Below are 13424 nucleotides of genomic sequence, written 5' to 3'. Positions count from 1 at the left end.
CTCTCGGTGCCGCGGAAGTTCATGAAGGGAAGAGTAGATGTTTGATCTGACGGGAAAAAATGCGCTGGTCACTGGCGCTTCGGGCGGCATTGGTGCGGATATTGCGCGCACGCTTTATGCGCAGGGCGCGACTGTTGGCCTGAGCGGCACGCGAACCGGGCCTCTGGAGGCCCTTGCCGCTGAGCTGGGGGAACGCGCGCATGTGCTGCCGTGCAACCTGAGCGATATGACCGCAGTCGAGGCGCTGCCAAAGCAAGCGGCAGAAGCGATGGGATCGGTTGATATACTGGTCAACAACGCCGGGATCACGCGGGACAACCTGTTCATGCGCATGTCGGATGAGGATTGGCAGTCGGTGCTGGACGTAAATCTGACCGCGACGTTCAAGCTGTGTAAGGGTGTGATGCGCGGCATGATGAAGGCGCGTTGGGGCCGGATCGTTAACATTTCTTCTGTGGTCGGCGCGACGGGTAACCCAGGACAGGCGAACTATGCTGCGTCAAAGGCAGGGCTGATCGGGATGTCCAAGAGTCTGGCCTATGAAGTAGCAAGCCGTGGAATCACTGTGAATGCAGTTGCTCCGGGATTCATTGCCACTGCGATGACAGACAAGCTGACCGAGGATCAGAAAATCGGGATTTTGGGGCAAATTCCAGCGGGCCGTATGGGTACTCCGGATGAGATCGCCAGCGCAGTTGTCTATCTGGCCAGCAGCGAAGCGTCTTATATTACTGGGGCTACCTTGCATGTGAATGGTGGCATGTCCATGTTGTGAGTGCTTTCTCGAAAGCGTTTGCGAACCTCGCATCATATGCTAAAGGAAGCGCAGATAACCTATACGGGCGCTTGATGTGACCCGCGCCTTGTGCGAGCAAGGAGAACGAGCCGCCCCTATCAGGGGCACCTTCTGGCCCCTCACGAACGGGAGCGGGCAGAAACCCAAAAAGGGGCCGATGGCCCGATGAGTGAGGACTATAGTATGAGCGACGTCGCAGACCGCGTTAAGAAGATCGTTGTTGAGCACCTTGGTGTTGAAGAAGACAAAGTAACAGAAAACGCTTCGTTTATTGACGATCTTGGCGCAGACAGCCTCGACACAGTCGAGCTGGTGATGGCATTCGAAGAAGAATTCGGCATCGAGATCCCTGATGATGCAGCCGAAAACATCCAAACTTTCGGTGACGCGGTTAAGTTCATCAAAGAAGCCTCCTAATTCGGCTTTACCGGGTTCGCTCGGCGAAAAAATACTTAAACGGCGCTTTGATCTGCGGATCGGCGCCGTTTTTGATTCTGCGTCATATTAGGGCTTGTCGCGCTATCGGGGCTGCGGCACTCCTAACACTCTAAATCCCCGCATCCGAGTGAAAGAAACGCCGCGCATGTCCCGCACTATTCCGACTATCAATACACCGTCATTGACTTTGCGTGGGATGCGAACAGAGGATTTTAAGCGTTTTGCCGAAATCTGGGCAATGCCGGATGTCGTGACGCATATTGGTGGCAAGCCGTGGCCGCGCACGCGCAGTTGGGATGCTTTCTTGCGTAATGCAGGTCATTGGCAAATCACCGGTTTCGGGCAGTGGGCAATTCAGATCCACGGCTCTGGTGATATGGCAGGGCAGGCTGGATTTTTCTTTGGCTCCCGTGGTTTGGGAGAGGACTTTGACCCTTATCCCGAAGCAGGTTGGGTGCTTGCGCCGGAATATCAGGGAAGTGGTTTTGGCCGTGATGCTGCCGAAGCCGCCCATGACTGGTTCGACCGCGTTGTTGCGCTGCGTACGGTTTGTATGATTACGCCTGATAACACGGCATCAATGCGGGTTGCGCAAAGACTTGGCTATACGCCGCTGCGCGATGTGGAGGTAGAGGGAGAGACTGTTACCTTGATGACCCGCAAGGGACCTCCGACCTGAGCAGTGACGAAGCTCTAGCGGCGCACGTCTTGCATCACTTCAGCCGAGACTTCCGGCCCGTCTTTCGGGCCATGTAGGACGCTGATATCCCCAGTTGTTTCCATGACCACAGCGCGGACCAGATCAAGATTGTAGGCGTTCGCCTCGCGAAGTTTCGCGTGAAGATCGTCAACGCTGACGCCGGCTTTGTGCATGTTCTCCGGTCTCATCTTGCCGTTTTCCATTAGCAGAAGCGGGGTGTTATCTGTGAGATTGCGGATGGGTTCGAACCACACGCGAAGCTTGGAGATGGCTATCTGTACGATAAACAGGGCGATGAGGGCGAAGACATAGATATGTGCGTCTGTTTTAAGTGTAGTGACGGCACCCGCCAGAACCGATCCGATCGAAACAGTGATCGCGAAGTCAAAGCCGGACATTTTTGAGAAGCTACGCAGACCATGAAGCCGTGCTAGGATAACGATCACAGCGACAACCAGCGCTGCGCGCCATAAGATATCCAGAAATTCTGCCATGCACGTTACCCCTTTGTATGAGGTCAACCTTTCGTCGCAGGGATCGTTCCGGCAGGGCCGCGTGGCAGTCACCCGCCCATTGCGGATGCCTGCGCCCCTTGAACACTGGTCGCCGCTCGGGCTATAGCCCGAAAGACAATTTAGCACCAAGGGGCAGAGCATATGCGCAGAGTGGTCGTTACGGGTTTGGGTTTGGTGACACCGTTGGCAGACGGGGTCGAGGAAAGCTGGAAACGCATTCTGGACTGTCAGTCCGGTGCGGGGCGAATTACGGGCTTTGACCCGAGCAAGTTGATTACCCAATATGCGTGTGAAGTGCCTTTGGGCGACGGCAGTGACGGGACGTTCAACGCCGACACCTACATGGCGCCAAAAGACCAGCGCAAGGTGGACACTTTTATCTTGTTTGGTCTGGCTGCTGCACAGCAGGCGATTGAAGACGCAGGTTGGGCCCCTGATGACCGTGAGAGCCTTGAGCGTACTGGCGTTCTGATCGGTTCCGGCATCGGTGGCCTGAACTCTATCGCGAATACAGCGGTTATGATGGCGGAAAAGGGCCCCAAGCGGGTCAGCCCCTTCTTTGTGCCGGGCGCGTTGATCAACCTGATTTCCGGTCAGGTTTCGATCAAGTATGGCTATAAGGGACCAAACCATTCTGTTGTGACGGCCTGTTCCACTGGTGCGCACGCTATTGGGGACGCAAGCCGTCTGATCCAGTATGGTGATGCGGATGTAATGATTGCAGGTGGCGCAGAAGCGGCGATTTGCGAAATCGGCATTGCAGGCTTTAACGCGTGTAAGGCACTGAGCACCAAACGTGGCGATGACCCCAAGAAGGCAAGCCGCCCCTATGACGCGGACCGTGACGGTTTTGTTATGGGTGAGGGCGCAGGTATTGTGGTGTTGGAGGAATACGAGCACGCCAAGGCGCGCGGTGCGAAGATTTATGCCGAAGTGATCGGCTACGGCCTGTCAGGCGATGCGTATCACATCACAGCGCCGTCCGAGGACGGTGAGGGCGGCGAACGGTCCATGCGCGCAGCACTGCGTCACGCGGGCAAAGAACCTAAGGATATCGACTATATCAACGCGCATGGCACATCGACCATGGCTGACACCATCGAGTTGGGCGCTGTAGAGCGGATGCTGGGCGAACATGCCGGCAAGGTTACAATGTCATCGACCAAATCGGCCACCGGACACTTGCTGGGCGCTGCCGGCGCAATCGAGGCGATCTTCTCGATCCTTGCGATCCGTGATCAGATTGCGCCTCCGACCATCAATTTGGACAACTTGGCAGTTGAGACAAAGATTGATCTTGCGGCCAACGCGCCTGTGAAGCGTGAAATAAAAGTCGCGCTGAGCAACTCGTTCGGTTTTGGTGGCACCAATGCGAGCGTATTGTTCGGAAAGGTTGAGTAGATGTGGCGCCATGTAGCGGCCAATGCCATCACGTTTTTGATGGTTGCGTTATTTCTGACCGGTGGTGTGATCATCTGGGGTAAAGCCCAATATGACGCGCCTGGTCCGCTGACGCAGGCCGTGTGCCTACAGGTTGAAAGTGGCTCGAACATGCGCCGCGTCAGCAAGAACCTCGTTGATCAGGGCGCGGTAAGCTCGGCTGCGATATTCCGTATAGGTGCGGATTATGAAGAAAAGACCGGCCAACTGAAGGCTGGTAGTTTCCTGATCGAGCCGGAAGCGACCATGCAGGAAATCGTGGACGTTATTACCCGTGGTGGTGCAAGCACCTGTGGTACCGAAATCGTGTACCGCGTTGGCGTGAACCGTGTCAGCGTTCAAGTACGAGAGTTGGACCCTGCGACCAACCGGTTTGCCGAGCTTGCGCAATTCACAGCTGGTACTGACGAAGTACCGGTGGAATACACAGAAACGCGCGATAAAGCTGACGTACGCTTCCGTATTGCTATCGCTGAAGGTGTAACAAGCTGGCAGATCGTAAACGCTTTGGATGGAATGGATATTCTGGAGGGGTCGGTTTCCGAGACGCCTGCCGAGGGATCGCTTGCGCCAGATAGTTATGAAGTGCGCAAAGGTGACGACCGCGCGGCCTTGGTCACGCGGATGCAATCTGCGCAGGAAACACTGCTTGCCGCAGCTTGGGAGGCACGGGCGGATGACCTGCCGATCGATAGCCCCGAAGAGTTACTGATCCTTGCGTCAATTGTCGAAAAGGAAACCGGTGTTGCTGAAGAGCGCCGTCAGGTAGCCAGCGTGTTCGTTAACCGTCTCAACCAAGGGATGCGTTTGCAAACGGACCCTACTGTTATCTACGGTATCACCCGCGGTGAAGGTGTGTTGGGACGAGGCCTGCGTCGCAGCGAATTGCGCGGTGAAACGCCCTATAACACCTACGTCATCCCCGGTTTGCCGCCCACACCGATTGCCAACCCTGGACGTGCGAGCCTAATGGCTGCCGCGCAGCCGGACGAGACACCGTTTATCTTCTTTGTGGCTGACGGCACTGGTGGGCACGCGTTTGCTGTTACATTGGACGAGCATAACCGCAACGTTGCGGAGTGGCGCAAGATCGAAGCAGAGCGCGGCGCTGCGGCGGCGGGCAATGCGTCTACTGGTGGCAACGACTAAGTGTTAACGCCCCGTTCGGTGGGGCAGGAAACGTTCAATCTTGATCCGATATACCAAATCCCATGCTAGGAGATTTGGGGAAGCGGCCCTGACATCCAGTCGGGGCCGCTCTTTCATGTCTTTCGATTGGAGGAATCCAAGCGAAAGGACCGACACACGATGACAACCCAACCGGTGCCACCGCTTGATGAGCTGGCGGAAGCGGAGGCGATGTTTGCCTCCGTCCAACGTTCGCTTGCCGAGCTAAGAGAAGCCTTAGAGAGCCTGAAAGAACGGGCCAGAACCGGAGAGGAAATTGATGGAACAGCAGCGTCCAAGACGGTTAGCCAGATTTCGGAGACCGTTGCGCGCTGTCAAAAAGCGGGAATGATCTTGAATGACTGCCGAAACAAACAAGCCGGAATTGCGCGCGGGAGTTATGCCCTCGACATGGAAAAAGCGCGCGCTGATATCGGGTGCAAACTGGATCGGCTCCGCTGCGCCATCGATTCAGGAAGGGTTCCTGAATGAGTTGGATGAGGGGGAGCTTCGTGCTCTCCCTTACCTATTTGATTTCTGGGCGATGCCGCACCAGCTGCCACCCGAGGGGGATTGGCGGGCATGGGTGATCATGGGGGGGCGCGGTGCCGGTAAGACACGCGCCGGTGCCGAATGGGTGCGCTCCGCGGTAGAGGGGGCACAGCCGCTGGATGAGGGACGGTGTAAACGGGTCGCTCTGGTTGGCGAAACGATTGATCAGGTGCGCGAAGTGATGATTTTCGGGGATAGCGGTATTCTGGCGTGCTCACCCGAGGACCGCAGGCCGGATTGGGAAGCCTCACGCAAGCGGTTGGTTTGGCCCAACGGTGCCATCGCAACGGTGCATTCCGCACATGATCCCGAAGGATTGCGCGGCCCGCAGTTTGATGCTGCCTGGGTGGACGAGATTGCCAAGTGGAAGAAAGCGCAAGACACCTGGGACATGCTGCAATTTGCTTTGCGTCTTGGAGAACGTCCGCAGGTATGTGTCACCACGACGCCGCGAAATGTTGGCGTTCTCAAGGATTTGTTGAAGTCTCCGTCGACTGTTGTCACTCACGCGCCGACAGAGGCGAACCGTGCCAATCTGGCGGAGTCGTTTCTGGAAGAAGTGCGTGCGCGCTATCGCGGGACACGTTTGGGTCGGCAAGAGCTTGACGGTGTCCTGTTGGCCGATGCGGAAGGGGCGCTGTGGACCACCGCAACGATTGAGGCGTGTCGCAGGCGCGATATTCCCGATCTGGACCGGATTGTGGTGGCGATAGATCCTGCGACAACATCCGGCGCATCGGCTGATGAATGCGGGATCGTGGTTGCCGGAGTTCAGAGCAAGGGCCCGCCCCAAGACTGGCGCGCCTATGTGCTGGCCGATTGCACAGTCACTGGTATGGGGCCAAGCGGTTGGGCGCGGGCGGCGATTTCAGCGATGGAGCGGTTCGGGGCGGATCGGCTGGTGGCCGAGGTTAATCAGGGTGGTCAGATGGTGCAGGAGGTGATCCGGCAAATTGATCCATTGGTGCCCTATAAGGGCGTGCATGCCAGCCGAGGTAAGGTTGCACGGGCCGAACCTGTTGCGGCTCTTTATGAGCAGGGGCGTGTCATGCATCTGCCGGACATGGAGGGGCTAGAGGACCAGATGTGCCGGATGACACGGCATGGGTACGAAGGCGGCGGTTCGCCTGACCGCGTAGACGCGTTGGTTTGGGCGCTGCATGAGTTGATGATCGAGCCTGCGGCGAAATGGCGTCAGCCGAATGTCCGCACCTTATAGGGCATCCAGAAATGTTGAGGGGAGAAGGAGGGCAGTTGCCCTCCTTTTTTTGTGGGTGCGCGTGGGATTTTGGTTGGCGTTGCGCAACGCACGGTGTGGTCCGGCGACGTTAAACCTTTGGTGAGAGATTGTGTTTCAGAGGCGCCCAAGCAGCGGGACGGCCACGGGATACGGGATAGGAGAAACTTTGGTGTTTGATTTTCTAAAGCGCGGCGCGGCGGAAGTCGTGGAAGTGAAGGCATCGGCAACGGGGCGGGTCGGGGCGATGCAAACTGCCGGACGCGTGGCCTGGAGCCCGCGCGACACGGTTTCGCTGACGCGTACCGGTTTTTCCGGAAATCCTGTCGGATTTCGCTCGGTCAAGCTGATTGCCGAGGCGGCTGCGGCGTTGCCTTTGGTGTGTCAGGACGCAGAGCAGCGATATGACACTCATCCGGTGCTGGCACTGATGGCGCGGCCCAACGGCGCACAGGGGCGGGCAGAGCTGCTGGAGGCGCTTTATGCGCAGCTGCTGCTGTCAGGCGATGGATACGTTGAGGCGGTGGGTGAGGACGTTGGTGTGCCGTTGGAGCTGCATGTGTTGCGTTCTGACCGGATGAGCGTTGTGCCGGGCGCAGATGGTTGGCCTGTGGCATATGAATATGCGGTTGCCGGCCGAAAGCATCGGTTTGATGCCACGCAAAGCGCGCCGATCTGCCATCTGCGCAATTTCAACCCTCAAGATGACCACTATGGCTTCAGCCCCATGCAGGCGGCGGCCACGGCGGTGGACGTGCACAACTCCGCTTCGCGCTGGTCAAAAGCGCTGTTGGATAATGCTGCGCGGCCTTCCGGGGCTATCATTTACAAGGGCGCCGATGGTCAGGGTGCAATGAGCAATGATCAATACGAACGCCTTGTGAGCGAGATGGAGAGCCACCATCAGGGCGCGCGCAATGCAGGACGACCGATGCTGCTGGAGGGTGGGCTTGATTGGAAGCCGATGGGTTTCTCGCCCTCCGACATGGAGTTCCAGAAAACCAAAGAAGCGGCTGCGCGCGAGATCGCGCTCGCCTTCGGGGTGCCGCCGATGCTGATCGGCATTCAGGGGGATGCGACCTATGCCAACTACCAAGAGGCGCACCGTGCGTTCTATCGCCTGACGGTGCTGCCGCTGGCGACGCGGGTGACGGCAACGCTGGCGCATTGGTTGTCAGGTTTCACCGGCGAATTGGTGGAGCTGAAGCCGGACCTTGATCAGGTGCCTGCACTGAGCGCGGAGCGTGATGCGCAGTGGGCGCGGGTTGCGGATGCAGGGTTCCTTACGGATGCGGAAAAGCGTGTGCTGTTGGGGCTGCCGATGGTGGCTGCGGATGAGTGAACAGCCGGTCGAACGTTTTCAATGTGCGCCCGGTATGCGGTTGCAGGCGCATGAGCGGGTGAGTGCGATCCATTTTGAAAACCTCGTCAAAAGGTTGGACCGGATTGAGGTGATGATGGAGCGGCTGGAGCGGCGATTGTGGCTGACGGTCTACGGCGTTGTCGCCGTGATCCTCGCGCAGGCGGTGCAGTCTTTCCTTGCGGTGGCGCCTGCTGGCTGAACAAAAAACAGGAGAATACGATGGATATGAGTGGCAATAACTTCGCGCCTGGCGCGGAGAACAGCGGCGGCTTGCCTGCACTAGAGCGCAAGTTTGTCCAGTTCGACAAGGTGGCCAAGGTGGACGGTGGCGTTGAAATCAAGGGCTATGCGAGCTTCTTCGGCGATGTGGATCAGGGCAATGACGTTGTTCAAAAGGGCGCCTATGCCACCAGCCTGAGCGCGCTGAAGACGGCAAGGCGTGGTGTGAAGATGCTTTGGCAACATGATCCGGCACAGCCGATTGGCGTGTGGGACGAGGTGCGCGAGGATGGACGCGGCCTGTTCGTAAAGGGCCGCATTCTGAAGTCCGTCGAGAAGGGCCGCGAGGCCATTGCGTTGATCGAAGCAGGTGCAATCGACGGGCTGTCGATCGGCTACCGCACGGTGAAAGCCAGCAAGAATACCAAGGGCCAGCGGCTCTTGCAGGAACTGGAGCTTTGGGAGGTGTCGTTGGTGACCTTCCCGATGCTGCCCAGTGCGCGGGTGGGGGCAAAGTCGGACGGGTTCGTGCGACTTGGTGACATCCTGCGTGAGATGGCGGGGGTTTTTGATGCGGCAACAGCCGAGATCACGCCTCCGCGCAAGCAACCATAAGGGGAACGCAAGATGAGCGATACCGAACAACATGCCGCGGAGCTTTCCCCGGCTGAGGACGTGCGGCGGGCCGTGACCGGCTTTGTCACACAGTTCAAAGGCTTCCAAGCCGAGATCGAGACCAAACTTCAACAAACAGAAAAGCGAATGACCATGCTGGATCGTAAAACACTGACTGCTGCACGCACACCTTTGGCCGGGGCCACGGATGCGGGTGCGCCGCACAAGAAAGCCTTTAATGCCTATGTGCGTTCAGGTGATGATGACGGCCTGCGCGGTCTGCATCTGGAGGGCAAAGCACTGTCCACGGCTGTGAATTCCGACGGGGGGTATCTTGTTGATCCGCAGACCTCGGATATTGTGAAATCCGTGCTGAACACGACAGCCTCTATCCGGGCAATTGCCACGGTCGTGAATGTCGAGGCGACGTCTTATGATGTGCTGGTGGATCACACCGATGTCGGTGCGGGTTGGGCTACCGAGGCGTCTATCATCGGTGAAAGCGATACACCGCAGATTGACCGTATCACTGTACAGTTGCACGAGCTGAGCGCGTTGCCCAAAGCCTCACAGCGTTTGCTGGATGATGCGGCCTTTGACATTGAAGGATGGCTGGCGGGCCGGATTGCAGACAAGTTTGCCCGCGCCGAGGCTGGTGCCTTTATTAATGGTGACGGCGTCGACAAGCCCAAGGGTTTTCTTGCCCATAGCACCGTGGACAACGATGTCTGGGCCTGGGGTAATTTGGGTTATGTCCCGACAGGTCTGTCTGGCGAAGTGACGGCAGACGCGATTGTGGACGTGGTCTATGCCCTTGGTGCGCAGTACCGTGCGAACGCTTCTTTCGTGATGAACTCCAAAACCGCGGGCCTTGTGCGCAAGCTTAAGGATATGGATGGCCGTTTCTTGTGGTCAGATGGTCTCGCAGCAGGTGAACCGGCGCGTTTGATGGGCTATCCGGTTTTGATCGCCGAGGATATGCCGGACGCCGGACCAGATGCCACTGCGATGGCTTTTGGCGACTTTGCGGCAGGTTACACCATCGCCGAGCGTCCCGACCTGCGCATCCTGCGCGATCCCTTCAGCGCCAAACCGCATGTGTTGTTCTACGCAACCAAGCGTGTCGGCGGTGACGTCAGCGATTTCGCGGCAATCAAGCTTCTGAAATTCGGTACCTCCTAAAACGGGTGCCGAAGCCGGAGCGGGGTGACCCGCTTCGGTCCGGGCGCGCGCCCTGAATTTCCTTTCGCATTGTCTAGCTGCTCCCCTCCGACCGAGCAATGCGAAGGAGGGTGCGCGTTCGGAAGGGGGGAGGTGGCCTGTCAGGCCGGGAATTTTGACGTGAAGTTTGAGAGAGGCTTTGGGATGTTGATCGAAGAAACAAATGTGCCGGATGCGGCCCTGCCGGTAGCGGCCCTCAAGGCGCATTTGCGCATGGGGACAGGGTTTGCCGAAGACACCCTGCAAGATGCGGTGTTGGGCAGCTTTCTGCGGGCCGCCATAGCTGCAATCGAGGCGCGGACAGGCAAGGTGCTGATTGAGCGGGAATTCACGCTTTCGGTGTCTTCGCTCAGCTCTGCTGATGCTCTATCGCTGACCTTGGCGCCGGTGACGGTGATTGCGGATGTCCAGCGCGTGACGCGCAGCGGGATTGAGCAGTTGGTGGATGCTGATGCCTATTGGCTGGAGCGGGACGGCCATACGCCACGGTTGCGTGCCGCCGGAGCCAGCCTGCCGACGCCGGAAACCGGTGGTGAGATCCGCGTTCGGTTTCTGGCTGGATACGGTCCCGAATGGGATGATGTGCCTGCTGACATGCAGCAGGCTGTGCTGATGCTGGCGGCCCATTACTACGAGTACCGTCATGATACGGCGCTTAGTGACGGCTGCATGCCGTTCGGCGTCACATCACTGATCGAGCGCTACCGTGCACTGCGTCTTGGCCGTAGCGGGGCGCGGATATGAAGACGACCCGTCTTAACCGTGCGCTGGTTCTTGAAACACCCGCAGAGCTGGGTGATGGCGCTGGCGGCTATGTGCTGGGCTGGGTCCCTGTTGGCACAGTTTGGGCCGAAGTAACCCCGCGTAGCGGACGCGAGACCGCGCAAAGTGGCGCGCCGGTCAGCCGCATGGCCTACCGCATTATCGTCCGCGGTGCTGCAATAGGTAGCCCGGAGCGCCCCGCTGCTCAGCAACGCTTTCGCGAGGGAGAGCGGATTTTCACCATCGAAGCAGTGGCCGAGCATGACGCCGAGGGGCGCTATCTGGCCTGCTTTGCACAAGAGGAGCAGGTCGTATGAGCTATGCGGTTTCAGGCGCGCTTCAGGCTGCGGTATTTACAGCTTTGACCCAAGATGCTGCGCTAAGCGCCATTGTCGGAGCTGGTATCTATGATGCTGTGCCAGCGGGGAACGTCCCGGATATCTACGTCAGACTGGGGTCCGAGACCGTGCGCGACGCATCCGACATCAGTGGTGCAGGCGCGGTCCACTACATGACTGTTTCGGTTATCACGACCAGTCCCGGTTTTGCGATGGCCAAAGCCGCAGCAACGGTGGTGAGCGACGCCTTGCAAGACGCCAAGTTGGAGCTATCGCGCGGCAGGCTGGTTTCGCTGCGGTTCGACAGGGCTACGGCCCGGCGCATTGATGCGGCGAGTGCCCGACAGATTGACCTGCGCTTTCGCGCGCGGGTGCAGGACGACTGAGCAAACATGCCCCCGACGGGGCGACAGATTTCCAAAGCCCAAGTGGCACACCACAGGAGTATAACGAATGACTGTTCAAGCAGGTAAAGACCTATTGGTCAAAGTAGACATGAGCACTGACGGGAATTTTGAGACCATTGCGGGGTTACGCGCCACGCGCATCAGTTTCAACGCCGAAGCGGTCGATGTGACTTCCCTTGATAGTGAAGGCGGTTGGCGCGAGTTGCTGGCGGGCGCCGGTGTTCGGTCGGCTGCGATCAGCGGGTCGGGGGTATTTCGTGACGCGGCCACCGACGAGCGCGCGCGCCAGCTTCTTTTCGATGGTCTGACGCCGAACTTTCAGGTGGTAATCCCTGAATTCGGCATTGTGGAGGGGCCGTTTCAGGTGACCTCGCTGGAGTATGCCGGTCAGCTTAATGGCGAAGCCACGTATGAGCTGTCGCTGGCCTCTGCCGGTCAGTTGCAGTTCGTCCCTTACGTCGATCCGGTTGAGTGACCATGGAAAATCGGTGGAGGGGAGAGGTGATGCTGGTGGTGAACGATCAGCATCACCGTATGCGACTTACACTGGGGGCTTTGGCAGAGTTGGAAGAAGACCTGTCCGAGCCGTCGCTGATGGCGCTGGTACAGCGGTTTGAAACAGGCGGGTTCAGCACGCGGGATGTGCTGGCGCTATTATGCGCGGGGCTGCGTGGCGGCGGGATCGATATGAGCCCCGATAGTCTTGCACAAGCCGAGATAGACGGCGGGCCCATGCGCGCGGCCCAAGCCGCAGCCGAGCTATTGGCGCGGGCGTTCATGGTGCAGTCATGAGCACAGGCTTCGACTGGCCTGCGCTGATGCGCGCCGGGTTGTACGGATTGCGCCTTTCGCCTGATGCCTTCTGGGCGCTGACGCCGGCGGAGTTGCAGATGATGCTGGGCAGCAAGGCGGGCGATGCGCCGATGCTGAGTGACGGGTTGGCCGCGCTGATGGCCGCCTATCCCGACAAGAAAAAGGATCACGATGATGAATGATGACAGCTTTGACGATCTGGCAACAGACGCGCAATCGCTCAACCAGACGCTGGGCCAGACCAGTATTCTGGTCTCGGGCTTCGATAGCGAACTGCGCCGGATGAGCACGTCGCTCTCGGCGACGGGGCGGGATGTAGCGACCTTGGAGAAGGGGTTGAGCCGCGGTTTGCGCAAGGCCTTTGACGGGGTGGTGTTTGACGGGATGAAGCTGTCGGATGCGTTGAGCACGGTAGCGCAGTCGCTATCAAACAGCGCCTATAACGCGGCCGTCAAGCCTGTCACAGACCACTTTGGCGGCCTGCTGACGCAAGGTGTCACCGGTTTGGTGCAAGGTATTTTGCCCTTTGCCAACGGTGCCCCCTTCAGTCAGGGCCGCGTGATGCCTTTTGCCGATGGCGGGGTCGTCAGTCAGGCCACGCATTTCGGAATGCGCGGCGGTATGGGCGTGATGGGCGAGGCGGGGCCGGAAGCGATTATGCCACTGGCGCGCGGACCTGACGGCAAGCTTGGCGTGCGTGCAGGCGGAGGCGGCTCATCCGCGCCCACAGTGGTGATGAATATCTCCACCCCTGATGTCGCTGGATTCCAGCGTTCACGCGGCCAGATCGCCGCCCAAATGAGCCGCGCGTTGAGCGCTGGCCAGAAAAACCGGTAAGAAG

18 protein-coding genes are annotated in these 13424 nt (G+C 58.8%); 17 read left to right on the top strand and 1 reads right to left on the bottom strand.

The window, feature by feature from the left end:
* Positions 1-37: 37 nt before the first annotated feature.
* From fabG to K3757_RS10705, 3 genes are all read left to right on the top strand, one after another.
* Positions 38-775: a 3-oxoacyl-ACP reductase FabG gene (fabG, locus tag K3757_RS10715; RefSeq protein WP_259995466.1), complete on the top strand. Its 738-nt coding sequence runs from the start codon at positions 38-40 to the stop codon at positions 773-775.
* A 204-nt stretch (positions 776-979) separates the two neighbouring features.
* The gene (locus tag K3757_RS10710) at positions 980-1213 is read left to right on the top strand and encodes an acyl carrier protein (protein WP_025048350.1); all 234 of its coding nucleotides are present in this window, start codon (positions 980-982) and stop codon (positions 1211-1213) included.
* A gap of 166 nt (positions 1214-1379) precedes the next feature.
* A complete protein-coding gene (locus K3757_RS10705) occupies positions 1380-1913 on the top strand; it encodes a GNAT family N-acetyltransferase (protein WP_259995465.1) in 534 nt (177 codons plus the stop codon).
* 14 nt (positions 1914-1927) lie between these two features.
* Here the strand turns inward: K3757_RS10705 and K3757_RS10700 are convergent, their stop codons facing one another.
* Positions 1928-2428, bottom strand: a complete 501-nt coding sequence (locus K3757_RS10700) for a DUF421 domain-containing protein (protein ID WP_259995463.1) — start codon at positions 2426-2428, stop codon at positions 1928-1930.
* 162 nt (positions 2429-2590) lie between these two features.
* On the opposite strand from K3757_RS10700, the gene fabF reads away from it, so the two are divergent.
* The 14 genes from fabF (at position 2591) to K3757_RS10630 (ending at position 13420) form a co-directional block, all read left to right on the top strand.
* A complete protein-coding gene (gene fabF / locus K3757_RS10695; protein ID WP_259995460.1) occupies positions 2591-3850 on the top strand; it encodes a beta-ketoacyl-ACP synthase II in 1260 nt (419 codons plus the stop codon).
* Complete coding sequence (mltG, locus tag K3757_RS10690; RefSeq protein ID WP_259995457.1) at positions 3851-5038, top strand: endolytic transglycosylase MltG; 1188 nt, start codon at positions 3851-3853, stop codon at positions 5036-5038. It abuts the gene before it with no gap.
* A 562-nt stretch (positions 5039-5600) separates the two neighbouring features.
* Complete coding sequence (locus K3757_RS10685; protein ID WP_311201759.1) at positions 5601-6827, top strand: terminase large subunit domain-containing protein; 1227 nt, start codon at positions 5601-5603, stop codon at positions 6825-6827.
* A gap of 187 nt (positions 6828-7014) precedes the next feature.
* Positions 7015-8187: a phage portal protein gene (locus tag K3757_RS10680; RefSeq protein WP_259995455.1), complete on the top strand. Its 1173-nt coding sequence runs from the start codon at positions 7015-7017 to the stop codon at positions 8185-8187.
* Entirely contained in the window at positions 8180-8407 is a 228-nt protein-coding gene (locus tag K3757_RS10675; protein ID WP_259995454.1) for a hypothetical protein, read from the top strand. The genes K3757_RS10680 and K3757_RS10675 overlap by 8 nt, the downstream gene beginning before the upstream one ends.
* A gap of 20 nt (positions 8408-8427) precedes the next feature.
* The gene (locus K3757_RS10670; RefSeq protein ID WP_259995447.1) at positions 8428-9042 is read left to right on the top strand and encodes an HK97 family phage prohead protease; all 615 of its coding nucleotides are present in this window, start codon (positions 8428-8430) and stop codon (positions 9040-9042) included.
* A gap of 12 nt (positions 9043-9054) precedes the next feature.
* Positions 9055-10224: a phage major capsid protein gene (locus tag K3757_RS10665; RefSeq protein ID WP_259995446.1), complete on the top strand. Its 1170-nt coding sequence runs from the start codon at positions 9055-9057 to the stop codon at positions 10222-10224.
* 183 nt (positions 10225-10407) lie between these two features.
* Positions 10408-11007 (top strand): head-tail connector protein, encoded by a 600-nt coding sequence (locus tag K3757_RS10660; protein ID WP_260001235.1) that lies wholly within the window; start codon positions 10408-10410, stop codon positions 11005-11007.
* Positions 11004-11342, top strand: coding sequence for a phage head closure protein (locus tag K3757_RS10655; RefSeq protein ID WP_259995445.1), 339 nt, complete (start codon positions 11004-11006; stop codon positions 11340-11342). The genes K3757_RS10660 and K3757_RS10655 overlap by 4 nt, the downstream gene beginning before the upstream one ends.
* Positions 11339-11749 (top strand): DUF3168 domain-containing protein, encoded by a 411-nt coding sequence (locus K3757_RS10650; RefSeq protein ID WP_259995444.1) that lies wholly within the window; start codon positions 11339-11341, stop codon positions 11747-11749. Before K3757_RS10655 ends, K3757_RS10650 begins: the two co-directional genes overlap by 4 nt.
* A gap of 67 nt (positions 11750-11816) precedes the next feature.
* A complete protein-coding gene (locus K3757_RS10645; protein ID WP_259995443.1) occupies positions 11817-12245 on the top strand; it encodes a phage major tail protein, TP901-1 family in 429 nt (142 codons plus the stop codon).
* A 2-nt stretch (positions 12246-12247) separates the two neighbouring features.
* Positions 12248-12562, top strand: coding sequence for a gene transfer agent family protein (locus K3757_RS10640; RefSeq protein ID WP_259995442.1), 315 nt, complete (start codon positions 12248-12250; stop codon positions 12560-12562).
* Positions 12559-12765, top strand: coding sequence for a rcc01693 family protein (locus K3757_RS10635; RefSeq protein WP_259995441.1), 207 nt, complete (start codon positions 12559-12561; stop codon positions 12763-12765). The genes K3757_RS10640 and K3757_RS10635 overlap by 4 nt, the downstream gene beginning before the upstream one ends.
* Positions 12755-13420: a phage tail tape measure protein gene (locus K3757_RS10630; RefSeq protein ID WP_259995440.1), complete on the top strand. Its 666-nt coding sequence runs from the start codon at positions 12755-12757 to the stop codon at positions 13418-13420. The genes K3757_RS10635 and K3757_RS10630 overlap by 11 nt, the downstream gene beginning before the upstream one ends.
* Positions 13421-13424 lie beyond the last annotated feature (4 nt).

The sequence above is a fragment of the Sulfitobacter sp. S223 genome, assembly GCF_025143825.1.
Taxonomy (GTDB): Bacteria; Pseudomonadota; Alphaproteobacteria; order Rhodobacterales; family Rhodobacteraceae; genus Sulfitobacter.
Note: the sequence above shows the minus strand (reverse complement) of the source record. Positions and strands in the feature narration are given on the sequence as shown.